The organism is Synechococcus sp. CC9605 (genome assembly GCF_000012625.1).
Classification (GTDB): domain Bacteria; phylum Cyanobacteriota; class Cyanobacteriia; order PCC-6307; family Cyanobiaceae; genus Parasynechococcus.
In genome coordinates, this window is sequence record NC_007516.1 from 2,280,686 (window position 1) to 2,296,947 (window position 16,262).

The 16,262-nt window shown below is 47.6% G+C and carries 14 protein-coding genes; 3 read left to right on the forward strand and 11 right to left on the reverse strand.

Annotated features, from left to right (window positions below):
• Positions 1 to 7 precede the first annotated feature (7 nt).
• Entirely contained in the window at positions 8 to 406 is a 399-nt protein-coding gene (gloA, locus tag SYNCC9605_RS12365; protein ID WP_011365402.1) for a lactoylglutathione lyase, read from the reverse strand.
• Positions 407 to 518: 112 nt separating this feature from the next.
• Between gloA and eno the strand changes: the two genes are divergently transcribed.
• Complete coding sequence (eno, locus tag SYNCC9605_RS12370; protein ID WP_011365403.1) at positions 519 to 1,811, forward strand: phosphopyruvate hydratase; 1,293 nt, start codon at positions 519 to 521, stop codon at positions 1,809 to 1,811.
• 17 nt (positions 1,812 to 1,828) lie between these two features.
• Here the strand turns inward: eno and SYNCC9605_RS12375 are convergent, their stop codons facing one another.
• The 5 genes from SYNCC9605_RS12375 to SYNCC9605_RS12390 form a co-directional block, all read right to left on the reverse strand.
• Positions 1,829 to 3,481, reverse strand: coding sequence for an ABC1 kinase family protein (locus tag SYNCC9605_RS12375; RefSeq protein WP_011365404.1), 1,653 nt, complete (start codon positions 3,479 to 3,481; stop codon positions 1,829 to 1,831).
• Positions 3,481 to 3,792: a DUF6825 family protein gene (locus tag SYNCC9605_RS12380; protein ID WP_011365405.1), complete on the reverse strand. Its 312-nt coding sequence runs from the start codon at positions 3,790 to 3,792 to the stop codon at positions 3,481 to 3,483. Before SYNCC9605_RS12380 ends, SYNCC9605_RS12375 begins: the two co-directional genes overlap by 1 nt.
• A gap of 45 nt (positions 3,793 to 3,837) precedes the next feature.
• Entirely contained in the window at positions 3,838 to 4,464 is a 627-nt protein-coding gene (locus tag SYNCC9605_RS12385; protein WP_011365406.1) for a hypothetical protein, read from the reverse strand.
• A 395-nt stretch (positions 4,465 to 4,859) separates the two neighbouring features.
• On the reverse strand, positions 4,860 to 5,657 hold the full coding sequence (locus SYNCC9605_RS14955; protein WP_011365407.1) for a hypothetical protein: 798 nt from the start codon (positions 5,655 to 5,657) through the stop codon (positions 4,860 to 4,862).
• Positions 5,654 to 6,712: a GSCFA domain-containing protein gene (locus tag SYNCC9605_RS12390; protein WP_011365408.1), complete on the reverse strand. Its 1,059-nt coding sequence runs from the start codon at positions 6,710 to 6,712 to the stop codon at positions 5,654 to 5,656. The genes SYNCC9605_RS14955 and SYNCC9605_RS12390 overlap by 4 nt, the downstream gene beginning before the upstream one ends.
• Before the next feature lie 1,710 nt (positions 6,713 to 8,422).
• Between SYNCC9605_RS12390 and SYNCC9605_RS14960 the strand changes: the two genes are divergently transcribed.
• Positions 8,423 to 9,211: a hypothetical protein gene (locus SYNCC9605_RS14960; protein WP_011365410.1), complete on the forward strand. Its 789-nt coding sequence runs from the start codon at positions 8,423 to 8,425 to the stop codon at positions 9,209 to 9,211.
• A gap of 435 nt (positions 9,212 to 9,646) precedes the next feature.
• Positions 9,647 to 10,219, forward strand: coding sequence for a VOC family protein (locus SYNCC9605_RS14965; RefSeq protein ID WP_011365411.1), 573 nt, complete (start codon positions 9,647 to 9,649; stop codon positions 10,217 to 10,219).
• A 390-nt stretch (positions 10,220 to 10,609) separates the two neighbouring features.
• Here the strand turns inward: SYNCC9605_RS14965 and SYNCC9605_RS14970 are convergent, their stop codons facing one another.
• The 5 genes from SYNCC9605_RS14970 to argJ form a co-directional block, all read right to left on the reverse strand.
• Positions 10,610 to 11,944 carry a hypothetical protein gene (locus SYNCC9605_RS14970; protein WP_071813071.1) on the reverse strand — a complete coding sequence of 445 codons (1,335 nt, stop codon included), beginning with the start codon at positions 11,942 to 11,944 and terminating at the stop codon, positions 10,610 to 10,612.
• A gap of 696 nt (positions 11,945 to 12,640) precedes the next feature.
• Positions 12,641 to 13,072 carry an ester cyclase gene (locus SYNCC9605_RS14145; RefSeq protein WP_011365413.1) on the reverse strand — a complete coding sequence of 144 codons (432 nt, stop codon included), beginning with the start codon at positions 13,070 to 13,072 and terminating at the stop codon, positions 12,641 to 12,643.
• 177 nt (positions 13,073 to 13,249) lie between these two features.
• Positions 13,250 to 13,708 carry a hypothetical protein gene (locus tag SYNCC9605_RS14975; protein WP_011365414.1) on the reverse strand — a complete coding sequence of 153 codons (459 nt, stop codon included), beginning with the start codon at positions 13,706 to 13,708 and terminating at the stop codon, positions 13,250 to 13,252.
• A gap of 174 nt (positions 13,709 to 13,882) precedes the next feature.
• Positions 13,883 to 14,233 carry a VOC family protein gene (locus tag SYNCC9605_RS12415; protein ID WP_011365415.1) on the reverse strand — a complete coding sequence of 117 codons (351 nt, stop codon included), beginning with the start codon at positions 14,231 to 14,233 and terminating at the stop codon, positions 13,883 to 13,885.
• Between the two features lie 786 nt (positions 14,234 to 15,019).
• Positions 15,020 to 16,228 carry a bifunctional glutamate N-acetyltransferase/amino-acid acetyltransferase ArgJ gene (gene argJ, locus SYNCC9605_RS12420; protein WP_041435270.1) on the reverse strand — a complete coding sequence of 403 codons (1,209 nt, stop codon included), beginning with the start codon at positions 16,226 to 16,228 and terminating at the stop codon, positions 15,020 to 15,022.
• Positions 16,229 to 16,262 lie beyond the last annotated feature (34 nt).

Below are 16,262 nucleotides of genomic sequence, written 5' to 3' on the forward strand. Positions count from 1 at the left end.
CGGTTCTTCAGGCGTGGGCTTTGGAGGACATCTCGATCAATTCCACCTTGTAGCCATCCGGATCTTCAACAAAGGCGATGACCGTGGTGCCGTGCTTCATCGGACCAGGCTCCCGCACCACACGACCACCCTTGTCGGCAATGCCAGCGCAGGTGCTGTGAATGTCCTCCACCCCCAGCGCGATGTGGCCGTAGGCATCACCCAGGGTGTAGCTGTCGGTGTCCCAGTTGTGGGTGAGTTCCAGGACCGTGTGGTCTTTCTCCGAGCCATAGCCAACAAAGGCCAAGGTGAAGCGGCCGCTGGGGTAATCCTTTCGACGCAGAAGCTGCATGCCCAGGACCTCGGTGTAGAAGCCCAGAGACCGCTCCAGATCAGCGACCCGGAGCATGGTGTGAAGCATCCGCATGGTTGAGCGTCGTGCAGCGTGAACCTGCCGTCATTCTGGCCAGGTATGACCCGTCACAACACGAGAGAGAGGGGCGACCCATAAGATCCCCAGGTTAAGCGTCCGTCTCAACGTGATCGATTCCCTCGACCTCGTCATCGACACCATCGTGGCCCGAGAGGTGCTCGATTCCCGCGGCAACCCCACGGTTGAAGCCGAGGTGCTGCTCGAAGGAGGTGCCATGGGACGGGCCATCGTTCCCAGTGGTGCCAGCACTGGTGCCCACGAAGCCCACGAACTGCGTGACGGCGGCGACCGCTACATGGGCAAGGGCGTGGGCCAGGCCGTGAACCACATCGAAGAGCGGATCGCAACGGCCCTCTGCGGCCTTTCCGCCCTGGATCAGGCGGCTGTGGACGCCGCCATGTTGGAGCTGGACGGAAGCGACAACAAATCCAACCTGGGAGCCAACGCGATCTTGGCGGTGAGCATGGCCACCGCCCGCGCTGCTGCCAACGGGCTGGGCATACCCCTCTACCGCTATCTCGGTGGGCCGATGGCCAACCTGTTGCCGGTGCCATTGATGAACGTGATCAACGGTGGCGCCCATGCCGCCAACAGCCTGGACTTCCAGGAATTCATGCTGGTGCCCCACGGGGCTCCGAGCTTCCGCGAAGCCCTACGGATGGGCACCGAGGTGTTTCACACGCTCAAGAAACTGCTCAGCGACAAGGGCATGAGCACAGCCGTGGGCGATGAAGGCGGCTTCGCACCCGATCTGGGCAACGTGGAAGCCGGCGAAATCCTGGTGGAAGCGATCAGCAAGGCGGGCTACAAGCCCGGCGAGCAGATCTCCCTAGCCCTGGACGTGGCCAGCACCGAATTCTTCGAGAACGGCCGCTATGCCTTCGATGGCGGCAGCTACACCAGCGCCGAGATGGTGGGCCAACTCGAGCAACTGGTGGAGAAATTCCCGATCGTTTCGATCGAGGACGGTCTGGCTGAAGACGACTGGGATGGCTGGAAGCTGCTGACCGAACGCCTCGGCGGCAAGGTGCAGCTGGTGGGTGACGACCTGTTCGTGACCAACACCAAGCGTCTTCAACAGGGCATCGACAGTGCCACGGCCAACTCGATCCTGATCAAGGTGAACCAGATCGGTTCGCTTACCGAAACCCTCCAGGCCATCGACCTGGCAGGCCGCTCCGGCTACACCAGCGTGATCAGCCACCGCAGTGGCGAAACCGAAGACACCACCATCGCCGACCTCTCCGTCGCCACCCGCGCCGGACAGATCAAGACCGGTTCCCTCAGCCGCAGCGAGCGGGTTGCCAAGTACAACCAGCTGCTGCGCATCGAGGACGAGCTGGGCAGCCAGGCTGTGTACGCCGGAGCAGTTGGCCAGGGCCCTCGCGGCAAGGCCTGATCGCCCCCGACAAACGTTCAACGGTTGGAACCGGGCAACTGCTCCAACCGTTGATCACGACGGATCTTGACCTGCATTCGGAACCAGCCCAAGCCCACCGGCAAGGCAGCAGCAGCCGGGAGAAGCGACCAGAGCGGGCGGGCACTGGCACCCACAATGGCGGTGGCCAAAGCCAGGCATCCGAGCAACACCGATTGGCCAATCGATTGCTGAGCCAGGGCCATCCGGCGGAACTGACGATCCGATTCACCCAGCCGCACCTGGAGCTGAAGATCTCCCTGCTCCAGACGTTCCAGGCTTTCGTCCAAGCGCCGCGGGAAGGCCGCAGCACGGCTGCTGAGGGCCCCGACCTGACGGCCGAGTTCGTTGAACAGATCGTTGCTGCCGGAGCCGCTGGAGGTCATGAGTGGAAGGAGATAAGGCTTGGCGATCGCCACCAAGCTAAAAGCGGGATCGAGGCTGCGGCCAACACCCTCGAAGGTGGACAACGCCCGCATCACAAAGATCAGCTCAACCGGCAGACGAAAGGGCTGGCCATAGACCAGGTCGTAGAGATCGCCGGAGAGTTTGTCGATCGCATTGGCCGTGAAGGGTGGGGTGAGGGCCTCCTGCAGCATCAGCCGCACGAGACGGCGCACTGGACCCACATCAATGCCACCGGAGATCACCCCAGCCGCCTGCATTTCCTCCACCAACGCCGCTGAATCCCTTGCAGCAGCGGCGCGGACCATGGCTCCCAGACGACGACGCAAGCTGTCTGACAACAGCCCCATCATCCCGAAGTCGTAGTAGATGAGCGCTCCATCACTCGCCACGGCGAGGTTGCCGGGATGGGGGTCGGCATGGAAGAAACCAAACCGCACCAACTGCTTGAGATAACTGGCTGCACCCACCTCAGCCACCGCGGCCGGATCAACGCCGGCTTCGATCAACGCCTCACGGTCGTTGACCTTGATGCCGGGCAGGTAGTCGAGGCACAGCACACGGCGGGTGCTCAACTCCCAGATCACACCAGGGATCCTGATGCGTTCATCATCCAGAAATTGCTGACGAAAACGAGCGGCGTATTGCGCCTCAACGCGGAAATCGAGCTCACGCAGCAGCACACGGCGACATTCTCGTGCCATCGCCGGCCAATCACGACCACGCCCCCAACTGGGATTGCGTTGCAGCACAGCTGCCACCTGTTGCATCACCTCCAGATCAAGGCGAAACAGGCGATCGAGCCCAGGGCGCTGCACCTTGAGCACTACCTGCCGGCCACTGCGCAGGCTGGCGCGATGCACCTGGGCCAGCGAGGCAGCACCCAGGGGCTCGGGGTCGAGGTCGATCACCTCGGCACAGCGCGGACCCAGCTCTTGTTCAAGCACGGTCTGCACCTGATCAAAACTGAAGGCCGGAACGCTGTCCTGCAGTGCCGCCAGTTCGGCCACCCAACCCGCGGGAAGGATGTCTGGGCGTGCGGAGAGCAGTTGCCCCAGCTTGATGAAGGCGGAGCCCAGAGACAGCAGCTCAGCCGTCAACCAACGGGCTCGATGTTGCTGACGGCGGGCACGACGCTCGGCGGTGACACCACCGCGGTAGGTCCAGGACTGGCCATCCCACCAAAGCAGCAGCAGCAGCGTCAGGACAGCGCGCCAGATGCGGAGCGCTCGCAGCAGTCCGAGCATCAGGGGCGTGCCTCGATCGCTTGGCTCAGATCAGCCACCTTTGCCCGAAGACGATCGATCACCGCCTGTGGGTTGTCCGATGGTTCCGACGACGACGCCACATCGGTATTAACCGTGGCCTGATCACCCCGTTCAATCCGTTCCGCTTCGGCACGCACCTCGTCCTGAAACAGATCCCATTCCTGGCGCAGCCGTTGCGGGGCGTCTTTCGCCAAGACCGCCAACTCCGCTGCCGCGTCCGCAACGCCGTGACCAAGGCGCGCACTGATGCGGTTCACCGTGGCGCGAATCAAGGCCTCCGACGAGCCCATGGACCGAATGCAGACAGCTTCAACTGTGGCAGATCCAAGAGGAGATCAAGGCTGGGGCGGGGTCACGGGCTCAACGACTTCGAAAAAGGCTTCCGCGCCAGGAGGAAGCACAAAAGGTTCCGGCTCAGCCACCAAGACCGGTGACTCACCGTCTGGAACAACCACAGCAGGCATCACCTCGATGGACTCCTCAGGGAGCACCAGGGAATCGGCATTGCCTTCATCAAGCTCAAGTGCGGGCTCCTGGGCGGATGAGGGAGCGGCCCCGTCGTCTCCCTCAAGGTCGGGGGCAATGGTTTGGGGGTCAGACCAGGCTGGGGCCGTCCACACCGGGGGTTGGGGCGTCTGCAGAGCCATATCGGGCTTGGGCGTCTCCTTGACCGCTGGCTGGGCCGGGCGGCTCGCAGCCTCGGCGGCCTCTAGGGCTGTGACATCCACTTGCAGGGATGAATCGTTGTCATTTAACCGGTCCCGAATCTCCTGCAGAGAATCCCCTGGAAACGCGAGCGGGGTGAAGGCCTCGGGGACAGGGTCCTGAGCATTGGCCTGAAGTGTCAGCACCCGCTCGGTGATGCCGTAACCGAGGGCGAAACAACAACCAGCCACAAGGGGGGCCACCCAGAAACGGGACTGGGTTTCTTCAGGAGCGTCAGGGGAGCTGGTCTGGTCCACGAATGGGTCTGACGGAGACTTGGATTGTGACAGAGATCTAAGGACAAGGAAATCTATGCAATCGCAACCGTTTTACAGACCCTGACCCTATTCGCATGGCCATGCATCAACAACCCAACCGCCGTCGCAATAGGGCAGCCTTAACCCAACACAACCTCTCACAAACTAAATTCGTCAAAGGGAAGAGGTGACAAAAAAATTTACGGCGTTGACTCGGTTGCACGAGCCACAAAGACGCGCCGAATGCGACATTAAAAAAATATCAACAGCAAAAATTAACCGCAATCAAACCGAATTTTTAGCCGCAAACAACAGAGAGCCATAGCACTCAAAATAAGTACGATTATCATGGAAGTTCTTACTAAGAATACACCTACACTTTGACATATAGAAATTCAGGAAACGTAAAGATCAATAATTTTCGCAATCATTTTACGCCAGTACTCAGATCCCGCGTGCCACACAGTTCCCTCAGAATAGATCGATCGTGTAGTTAATTTTAGGCCGCACAAAAGCTCGTCAGATGGCAAAACCACATCACATGCATTCCGTGAATCTGCTTGATAGCGATTACATAGAAGACGAATAGATTCGACATTCTGAAAATGAACGTCTTTTAAAACACTGTCACTCTTTAAAACCTCTCGCAAGGGTTCAAAATATTCTGGCTCTAAATGCTCTAACGGCAATGGAGCGCCAATAAAAACTACTTTATCGGGACAACTCCGAATGAGTTGTCTAACAACAGGAGATACTCGAAATTGCCAAGGATTAATAGACTCGAATTGTCTATCAATCTGCCATGAATCGAAACACGACTCAACAACAGAGGGAGAGAGCAAAAAAGGAGTGCTATTCTTCGGGTAATAAAATGGCGCAAAATATTTACACGGAGAAGCCACGATAAAAATTTTCTGGTAATCATGAATGCAAGGCACTTTCCCCTTGTACTTATTACCACAAGAATCTGCTATACACCATACATCTTGGAGATTATATTTATATCGATTGTTAACATTTGGCACAAGATCGGGAGCACGGATCAAACCGTCTAACTCTAAATTCAAGTATCCAAAACCTGTTTCCCACAAAGCTGCAAAGTCAAAGGTTTCAGCCAACTTCTTGTCGAAGAGACGAAATCCCTTTAGAAAACCAGCTAATTGCGAGGATCCTATAGCGAGAAAATTGCTCACGGCCCAAATACCTCCAACAACTCCTCCTCACACTCAACACCATCATCCTGGGCTTTATCAAGATTCATTGTTTCAAAAAATGAATTTTTTGAGGATTTAATAATTGAATGACTAGCAAAGAAATGCCTCATAACCACATCAACAGTTTCACTCCTCACTGATCTCAAATTATCGGAGAATCCAGTTGAGTGGTTTCTCGGATTTGTCACTATCTCATAAGAAGGGAAGTAGTCAACAAAATCTTTTTCAGCCCAATACCCCGCTATCGCCCTTAAAACCGATTTCGAATAGACAGTAGATGAGAGTACATGATTACCACTCGCAGTAGCAGTCAACGGCACGGGAGAAACTGTCAAAATCATCTTAAAATCTTTGTTTTTTCGAATACGCTTCATGACTTTCACAAACTCACGCATATCACGATTGATCGATCGAAAATTGGGATTTTGAAACTCAAAACTATCTTCATCGAATTGACCAGCAATAACCCCAGGAGCTGTTGGGTATACAGTCCCATACTTTTTATCCACCCACATCTCAGTGAGGCCAAGAGTAAAGATCAACACATCCAACTTTTTAAAAAGCTCTTTGACTCTTGAGACATGGAAGTGACGATGGCACTGAACGTCTACTAAGGAGCTAAGACCCTGAGGCTCGACAGCGGGGCGCAGTGCATCAAAAAATCTGCCATCCTTTTCCCAAATATAATTCTGTGGAGACCATTCGCCAGCAACCTCTTGCGCAAGCTGCATTAATTGGCGGACTGTGTAAATATTACCGTACCTCGCAGAATACATTGAGTATCCAAACTTTTGACGCAAATCCTTAGGAAGACTTGGCGGGGGAGGCTCAACATCTAGAACGTTATATCCATTTTTCTTTAGGTGACGCGAAATATGCTGAGCAAAACAGGAACCCGCAGTTGCGATCTGCGCCTTGGAAGATATGTCAAACTTTTTTTTGTAAATACCTTCTATAGCATTAGGATTTTCCTGAGCAACCCCAGTTTTCCAAAATGCACTTTGAGGCAAATCATTATAGGGATTTTTAACCACGAACAATTAAATAATCAATATTCTTCAATATTAACACATTTCTTTTTAAACTCTATGGAAGAGTACTAATGCTTGTTGCGCATCTTGGAGATAGTTGCTGTAACTTGAGTGAGTTTTTTCAACAGCACCTGCCTCTGAAGGCTTTGCAAGATGCTCTCATCGACCAATCAAGCAACGCATTTACTACAAACGAATTCCAGGAAGAGAGTTATGCGATGAGTACACCACTTCCTGGAATGACCGAGAGAGAACGAAAGAACTAAACCTCAAACGAAAAGAGATGTATCTAGATCCACTTGATCTACTCATACAGTCAGTTCGCAACTAATATGTGCAAAATCATTTGGTTAACGACAGTATTTCGCCTTAAGGCCTTTCACTACCAAAAATGTGATTCTTTCAGAACAAAACTGAGCAATATCAAACAGCATTGAGAAGTTTACATTGGCATCGGTATGAATCTTTCTCATTGACCACTACTCACCATGCCACACCAAAAGCAGAGTAAAGTGATTCAGCAGGCAATCGAGAAAGTGCTTAGGGCGGTTACGAAAACCTTAATAGTTGCGACATTACTGTCATTTGCCGAAAGTTCAGAATCTCTTGCCGAATACCAGTATTCAGACATCTACTCACCATCGGCACCGAATACATTATCCAAAGAAGAGTTTAGATATCTTGAGGGTATTCGCTTTTAGAAGTACGAAAGAGAAGGTATAGACCAAAAAATACAAAAGACTGCTTTAATTTAACTCGACACGCGCAATATATAATGAAAATAGGGAGATTTTTAGAACGAAGTGAATTGGTAAACTATTTTTGGGTCAAGGGAAATACAATTGAAAAAATCACCAATATTTATCCATATGCCTGTGATATTACAAATGCATTATTGAAAAAAAGTACAATATTGGTGCATTTGGCAACGAAATCGACTTTTACTATACAGACAATAAAGGCGACTTACTTCTATACAAAAAACGCAAGCTAGATACCTCTTGGGGAATACCAGAACTTAAGGGAAGAAAACGCTGGTAAGTTGGCATCAAATGAAGCTTTTTGTTAAATTAGAATGGAATCCAGGAAAGATTGAACGATTCGCTATAGCAAATTAGGGTAAAATATAAGAAGAGAATTGATGAAATTTACTCTTGTCTTACTTGCATTATTTATGCTCTACTCTTTCATACCCTTTTGGTGGGCAGTCATCATCACGATGGAGATCACCTTTTTATTATTATTGGTACGCGCTTCTTGAATAAACAAAAAAATGTCAATATCGCTCATGAATATAGCCCTTCATCCAGTGATCAATGGACCGTGTCATAAACTTGCAAAAATCATTAGCAGCTTTTTGATTGGAATCAATGTCTGGATTTGCCGCGAAAAATATACCCGTTCCCTCTGCAATACCTTTTGTCCATTCGTGTTCATCAAGCCCAAAATAATCAAACTCATTACTCGCTCTTTCTTTATAGAGAGAATGTAATCGAGTTGGGTCCGAGATAATTTACACATATCCTTAGCCTTCTCATAATAAGCAAAATTCAGCAACTGCCATTCAGGCGGGTTGCAGTCGACACAAAGATATTCCCATGAGTATTGGGCGTTCAATGGAGCAGTATTTAATGTCATCAATACCATCGGCAACGCGCTATGCGTGAGCCAACTGCTGGTGTCTAATATCAGAATGAACCAATCCAAGCACCATTGCAGAAGGTAGAGAAAAGTTCTTCCTTCAATGACTTAGGTAGAGAAGATGCAAGACGTATCGCTGAGCAGAACAATCCCAATACACGCTATATCGAAAAACCAACAGCAACTATAAGCAAACGTCAGTTGTCTGATGCAATGTCACGACAGCAAGCAGTTATTCGAAATGCTCAACATCAAGTGTTGGGAAGCAAAGCAGTTCCTACTCTGAATCCATCAGGAAAGTTTTCTGCTCCTTCCTTTCGTTCACAATCACCAATTGTCATCAAAGGTGGCAGTGTTCATTACCAACCACAAATAAGAGGAAACCTGTTAACTGCTGTTGCTGGTGCTGCTTCACAGATGCTGGTTGAACCACTGTCTGATGTCATTAGCGACAACATCATCTTTCCATTGATGGAGAAAGCACTCGGGAGAGATCTTCCAAGTAGTGCTGAGTTGCGTCAGAGGATGGACCAAGAACGGCAAAATCCAAAGCAAGTCCGTAACGTCAAAGACGCAGATAAAGATGTATTGCCTCAGACTTCGCCAGAAGCGTCTGTAATGCCTTTAAATCCTATTGATGATGTCGATGATGTACCAATCAAAGATTCGGCGCCATTAGAAGAGATTGTGGAGGAGGTAAAAGAATCACATTCACCATCTCCACAACACGATGAGCGCAATCGAGAATATCTAATTCGTCGTGCTGCTCTAGGAGACAATCCAACTCAAGCAGAGATGGATGCAGTTGTTGCTTATGGGTTAGAGCAACGTCGAATTAACTTTCCACACCTATATAAATAATTCAGTACTCGCCGGCTATGCCAAATTCAGCTCTGCACTTGTTTACGTCGTCTTTGTATTCAAACCACTTTGTATTGTTGTCCGACGCATTCTTAATGCATTCCTTATAAGTCTTTGGTTTTCCCTCAGCGAATGCTGGCAGTGAGACTGCAAGAAGAAGTGGCGCAAGCAGTATTCTCATCTTCCGATTGTCTAATCTTGACTTACTAAATCTAATACCGAGAAATTATCAAGTATGGTGCCAGGTATTGAAGGCTGATTTATGGGTTAGTCAGAATGTTGAAGTAATAAAAATCCCCTGTCAATGCACGGGCTGACAACCATTTAAAAAATAAAGTTTTAGCAAGAAATAAGACTCAGAATGATTAAAATATTGTAAAGAAACTTACTACTTCGTACTACTTTCCCTAACTTGACAAGAGAACCGAAACGAAAATGCCAACTTCGTTTGAAAATTGTCCAAAAAAAATTTGTGAAGAAAATTTTGAAGAATTTACTCCAAACCGTAGCCTTCTGGCCAGCGATAGCGATATTGGCACATTTCTAGAACGCGAACTTAACGAGGTTGATGTCTCTGAATCTCGCAGTCTTTTAAAACTTCACTCAGAATTTTCAGTTACAGTTGTTGTTAACGATATTTACAACACAATTAACTGGTATTTAGAAGCATTTGGCTTCGAAATTGATCGCTTAAATGTATTCCCTGACTATGGCACCACCGTTATCACTGTAAAAGGCGGAACAAATTCAGGCATCAGAATTGAATTTCTCAAAGACAAAAAGTTTGAAGCCTTTGTCCGACCAAATCCACCTGGTCACAGCCCAAGACAAGGTGCATCTCAATTGCAATTTTTTGTAGATGATCTTGAATCCTTTGTTGCAAAGGTAAAGCAACGAGGAGACATTGATATCGCGTGGGACATGGTTGACATTAAACCATTGAAACAGAAGCATTTCTTTATTCGTGACCCCGAGGACAATCTTCTTCAATTCTCACAGCCTTACTAACAGGATTTAGTCAATTTTTTGCAAATTGAAAAAATCTGCTCGTAGATATTCATCTTAAATAACAGGATATCTTTAATAATAATTTGATTAATGAATCCTGGTTCATCAAGTTTTCTGCTTTGATGGTTTTGCGTAGCTACATTTCGAACAAGCCAGTCGTCCAGCCAACTCGAATAGGCTTTGAGCTCGAACTCGAGAGCACAGCCCACAACAATAGCAATGTCCAATTAGTTTTTCTCTAGCGACTGTCCAAAACCCCTGCGATAATAGATTTTTTATTTCACTAATCAGTGCTTAATAATGCCGAAATGACATCCGGCGGATAATACTCATATCATTTCAACAGTTTTTCGACTGGCAATCCACCCTTCCCATTCGAGCACAGCACGTCTAATCAATCAACATCTGGTACATTACTCTTGAAAGCAATCTAATTCCATCATCATCTTTCAAATTTTTAAAATCAGGCATATTTTTATGAAAGGTTGATAAATCTTCTAGCAACTCAGGGTGAAATTGAAAGGTAAACGATTTTCTAATTTTTTGAGTTTGATAATCCAAATAGTTTATACAAGTAGCCGCTACTTCCGTGCAGACTTCTCCATTTACACGAGTTGAACAAACAATTTCAACAGATGTTGGTAGATTTAGAATCCAAGATATCTCTGACATCAATATCTTCTTTTTTATAGGATAAACTGATTTATGCAATTCTCCAAATGCCCAATTAGCAAAAAGAATTGCTTCCTGATTAACCACATCGCTGTGAAACATTTCTATATGGAGATTTTTTTCATAAGTAATAAATTTTTCGACAATACCAAGTTCATGTTCATGAGAAAGCTCGTGACTCATAAGCAAATTAGAAAATTCATCACTAGGATGTAATCCAGAATGTGAATATCTCTCTAGGTCCACTTTCCCAACTTCAGGCTTAAGGTTAAGTGCAACTGCAAAACATTTATGATTCCAACCATTTGCAACTATTTTTTCGTCTTTATAAATACATAAATTTTCTCCAACCAAAATTATTTCTTCGCACTTCTTCCTGAGATTTTTGAGATAGAAATTATTTCCCTCAAAATTAATCAAAAAACTTAAAATTTGATCTGTCGCCCTTTTAATTAATTCTATATGAGCCTGAGCGGCAAGTTGATGACCTAAGCAGATAAATATAGTCGGGGATGAGCTTGAGTCTCTTGAGAGGATAATTTCTTCCGCAACGTCTTGCAAATCTTCTAGATTAATATTCTCATCATCAAAGCTTTTATAATCTTTTAAAGTTGGATATCCACCCTCTATGAAGCACATAGTACAACTTTTTATCAATTCTATTAAAAGTTCTTTATTTAAGGGACCAGTTTCCCAAAGTGGTATCAATATTGAATCGCAGTCTGCTATGTATTGAGATAAGTAAGCAATATTTATAGAGGCTTTAACCTCGTTCCCTTTTGGATTAGTGCCGACATGCTTAGCCGGCTCTATTATGCAAATGGAATTCTTATAAATCTTAGGATTTTTTAGAATTTCTTTTAAATCATTGTTCGATCTAACAACTTTTTCTAAAGGTCCTTTATCTCCCCATTGGCAATTAGCAAGTGTATCCAATTTTTTTTCATAAAAGGGTTCAAGCAAGCTTTTAGAATCTCTATCATTTATGAAATCAGCCAAAAGGAATTCAATACTTGTGCGATTAGATTTTCCAGGTCTAAAAAAGCCAGACATGCCTTGGAAATTTAAATATTTTTTGATATTAGCTTTTTGGCAAGCTTTAATTATGTATCTTATACAACCCACTGTATCATTAACCGCTAGATTTATTGCCGAATAAGGCTTTGCTTGCAGTCGCTGGGTTCATCAAGGATGAGTTGAGGAGACATTCCACTATTGACAAAGGCGGCTAATTCATCGGTAACACTCACCGCCATCAGTGATGTTTTTTGCTTACAAGAAGTGGTCTTATTGACGAATGTGGTCAGAATCATTGAAAACTCCTCTAAGGGCTGACCACATGAAGCGCGCGATTGCACTTGGAATAATCTCTTTGCTCGTGTCTGCTTGCAGTCCGAACAAATCGATTGAGCCTAGAGTTACTTCGACTTAAGTCTAGGACTGCGTTTTGTACTTTCAAGACAACACAACGTGCCATGAAAGGAGCCATCCCTTTCTGCCCTAGCCAAAGATTTAGACGCTGAAAAACACTGGCTCAGCCGCCTCAAGCAACACGCTCTGGATCGAGCAGATACTCCGCATATCGGATCGTCAATCCCAGCTCACCATCCCAGGCGCCAGAATATGCTGGTGAATCATGACATCAAGACTGAGTTGAACGGATTGACTTATCCATTACTAGTCTTAGCAATAAAAAATCAATTTGGCAGTAACGAGACCCTGAGGTCTTAGAGTCTTGACAAAAGCAAATCATTCAGGTTCAGAACTGTCACGCAACTGCTCAATGAAAGATTTCTCATCAAAGCAAGTTACTGCCTTTGAGATAAGATTCCGGTCATCAAAATAAAACAAGGACATACCTGTATAGACAATAGCTTTATTGGTAGGAGCATAACCCAATAATTCGTTCTTGTGAGTTCCTTCAACACGCCAGTATATCAGCACAGTCTGTCTATCAACTAAAGTTTCGAGAATAATATGCCTAAACTGAAGGGCTCTTTGAAACATAGAGACATAACTAAAAAAATTATCAAAATCTACAGGGGCATCACTACCTGAAGCGTAGAACTTTACAGTTGGGCTAATTATTTTATTTGCAGTATTTCTATCAGACTGATCAGCAACTTTAGCATAGAAACTATCAACCAATATCGCCACAAGGGGGTTGGCAGAAGAATTCATAGCAATAGAAAGACTAGCGAATCATACGCCATGTCCCGAAATCGTATGTATCGAGCACTTCAGAACTTGCGATGCTCTGGTTGATGAATGAATTAAAGTTTGATAATCATTGAAGCAATAAAAATCCCTATCCTTTGATTGCTATCACTTTTAACTCATCTTTCGACTTTCACCTCATCAGTGGGGAGTTTGCTGCGATGTACCGGGTGCAAAATCAAGTCTGTCAATTTCGTACGCGAGAACCTTTAAGCCACCGACACCTCCTTCGGACACTTTCCCTACAGTCCAAGTTGTATAGGTCAAAATATTGACTGATTGGCTCTTCGACGAGGGTGCTTTCCAGACACTTGCCGACCAGATCAAAACAATTTTGGCGACCGCCGTTTCTTCTGAGCTTGACTCAAGATCTACAGAATAAATCATATGAGAACCATTAAAATAGCCGCCGATCATTCTGTGATACCATGAATCAGTTGAAGCTCTGTCATTCAATTCAACGCCAGGAAGAATAATTTTGTAGCCTGAATTATCAACATCTAGGACATCTATGAAGTTCTCAATTGCCTCGTGATTATCAATGATTTCATAGAATCGTGTTCCGAGTTCACGAACTTGATCAGCGGTGATTGGAGCCATCGTTTTAAACCAAGAAAGAATGAGTAACTAAAAAAAGAAAACTTCTTAAACGTTATTGATAAGAGAATTTAAAGCCCGATTTTTGTACTAGGCCTTTCATTTGTTCTACCACATCAGTACGTAGTTGAACAAATTGCAAGAGGCGGCTATCACAATCTAGGAAAAATTGAAAATTTACGCCAAATGCCGGATTCTCCCTTTTTCCCATGCTTTTTCAACACCCTTTGCCTCAAGATCTGCAATCAATTGGTCAAGATTTTCAACCATAAAGCCAATCTGTGTCAGACCCTGCACATTTGTATGACCTGGTGGAGTTCCCTGGGGGATTGGACAGGGAACTGAGTCCTCTTGTTGGATCAGTTCTATACCAAAGTCGTGTTTACCCAGATGAATAACACTCGTGCCAAATTCGGGAAAATCAAATCGGAAAAGTTGTTCGAATTCAAGTTTCTCTCTATACCATGCTGCCGCTCTATCGATGTTAGGAGTTGATAATGTTGCGTAAAATAGCTTGAAGGGGATCATTGTTCATTAGTACAAGTTGCGTCTTCTTTGTCTTCATTCTTTCTGCAGGGATAGGCTTTGAGTTGCTCTTCTGACATCGGAGATGGAAGGTGTATGTGCTGTCGATAGCAGTATCAGTAGTCAGGCGATGTTCGTTTAGGCACATTCCATAAAATCCCAAAAAAATAATATAAATCTCCGCTCTTGTGTGTTCTCACCTCTTCTTTCTGCAATCCCATAGCCAGATGAGAATAGTTGCAATCAAAAACGGGATAATTCTGTCTGCTTCAAACCAGTCTGGTATCCAGATTCTCCAAGTAACGATAACTAAGATATCGGCGAGCAAATACCAGCCAAGGGACTTAAAATTCCACTTCATGACGAGAGTTCAACCTTTTTCATACACTAAGATGTAACGGGGCATATGCATTGTAAGCCGCAAAAATATCACATAAATTTAAGAGGGTGTATTGCGTATATATCTACAATATTATTGCCCCCATAGGGGTAAACCTAAAAGCCTAATTGGGCATGATTATGTTAATTAAAAATGGAAAATACCTAGCAAGTATTACTTTGTCGGACTTATTCCTAGCGACGAAGCACATCTGGGGAACTATTGCAACCAATGAACAATTCCCAGAAATCATTGGCTCTATATCTGTACATGTTGCCCCGATATTAACTGCAGTTTTTTTGCTTTAGGTAGACTGGAGTAGGCAACAGTTACGTTGTTGAAGGGTGTTACGATGGTGTTAAATAGAAAATTTAACCCCTCAGAACGGCTGCGATCACAGGATTCTTGGCTTACGTAGTATAATCGGCGTTGATTCGCACATACTGATCCGACAGATCACATCCCCAGGCCTGACCACAGCCGGTTCCATCCCCCAGGCCGAGGCGAATCGGAACGTGCTCTTGCCTCAGAACGTTGCTGGCTGCAGGGCGATCAAAGGCCACGGGTTGGCCAGCCACCATTAGTTGATGCGGACCAATCCAAAGAGCAACCGCATCCGGATCGAAAGACACACCGGAGCGGCCCGCAGCCGCCACGATTCGCCCCCAGTTCGGATCCCGGCCATGGACTGCGGTCTTCACCAGGGACGAACCACAAACTGTGCGCGCCACTTGCAACGCCGCGGCTTCGTCAACTGCACCCTCCACCTGCACCTCAATCAGACAGGTGGCACCTTCGCCGTCCCGGGCAATGGCCTGGGCCAGCTGCTGCATGGCCTGGGTCAGGCCCTGTTCCAGAACGGCATGGTGCTCTTCGGCCAGCGATGGGCCTGCCGCAAAGGCCAGCACGGTGTCATTGGTGCTGGTGTCTCCATCAACGGTGATGGCGTTGAAGGAACGCTGCACCGCACGCTGCACCATCCCCTGCCAGACACTGGCATCGACGCCGACATCGCAACTGAAAAAGCCAAGCATCGTGGCCATGTCGGGATGAATCATTCCCGAGCCCTTGGCCATGCCTCCAATGCGCACCCGGCGCCCCTCCAGCTCCAGTTCCAGTTCCAGCGCCACCTGCTTGTCCACCAGATCGGTGGTGAGGATGGCGTTGGCAGCGGCATCGCCACCCGCGTCATCCAACGCCTCAACCAAAGGCGCCAAACCGGCCAGAAGGGTCGTCATCGGAATCGGCACACCGATCACGCCCGTGGAACAGATCAACACCGACTCCGAATCGACGCCGAGCTGATCAGCAAGCACCTGGGTGGCGCGCTGGCTGTCGACCAGCCCGCGATCTCCTGTGCAGGCATTGGCCTGGCCGGAGTTGATCAACACAGCACGTGCCTGGCCGCCTTGGCTCACGAGGCGATCACGGCAGAGGTCAACACAGGCCGCCCGCACCACTGATGTGGTGAAGGTGCCTGCACAAACCGCCGCCTCCGGGGCCAGAACCAGCGCCAGATCAGGCTTACCCGAGGGCTTCAGGCCGGCAACGATGCCGGCCGCCTGGAACCCATGCGGTGCCGTCAAACCACCCGGGATCGGTTGCCAAGAAGAAGCCATCGCCACCGCTGATCCGCCGCGAGACACTGGGTGC

What these genes read in the sequence shown, in the direction of transcription:
- SYNCC9605_RS14145 (WP_011365413.1), bottom strand. Translation starts at nt 13,072, where the DNA reads ATGAATTCTTCTGCCAACCCCCTTGTGGCGATATTGGTTGATAGTTTC.
- SYNCC9605_RS12380 (WP_011365405.1), bottom strand. Translation starts at nt 3,792, where the DNA reads ATGGGCTCGTCGGAGGCCTTGATTCGCGCCACGGTGAACCGCATCAGT.
- gloA (WP_011365402.1), bottom strand. Translation starts at nt 406, where the DNA reads ATGCGGATGCTTCACACCATGCTCCGGGTCGCTGATCTGGAGCGGTCT.
- SYNCC9605_RS14970 (WP_071813071.1), bottom strand. Translation starts at nt 11,944, where the DNA reads ATGTCTGGCTTTTTTAGACCTGGAAAATCTAATCGCACAAGTATTGAA.
- SYNCC9605_RS14975 (WP_011365414.1), bottom strand. Translation starts at nt 13,708, where the DNA reads ATGGCTCCAATCACCGCTGATCAAGTTCGTGAACTCGGAACACGATTC.
- argJ (WP_041435270.1), bottom strand. Translation starts at nt 16,228, where the DNA reads ATGGCTTCTTCTTGGCAACCGATCCCGGGTGGTTTGACGGCACCGCAT.
- SYNCC9605_RS14965 (WP_011365411.1), top strand. Translation starts at nt 9,647, where the DNA reads ATGCCAACTTCGTTTGAAAATTGTCCAAAAAAAATTTGTGAAGAAAAT.
- SYNCC9605_RS12415 (WP_011365415.1), bottom strand. Translation starts at nt 14,233, where the DNA reads ATGATCCCCTTCAAGCTATTTTACGCAACATTATCAACTCCTAACATC.
- SYNCC9605_RS12375 (WP_011365404.1), bottom strand. Translation starts at nt 3,481, where the DNA reads ATGCTCGGACTGCTGCGAGCGCTCCGCATCTGGCGCGCTGTCCTGACG.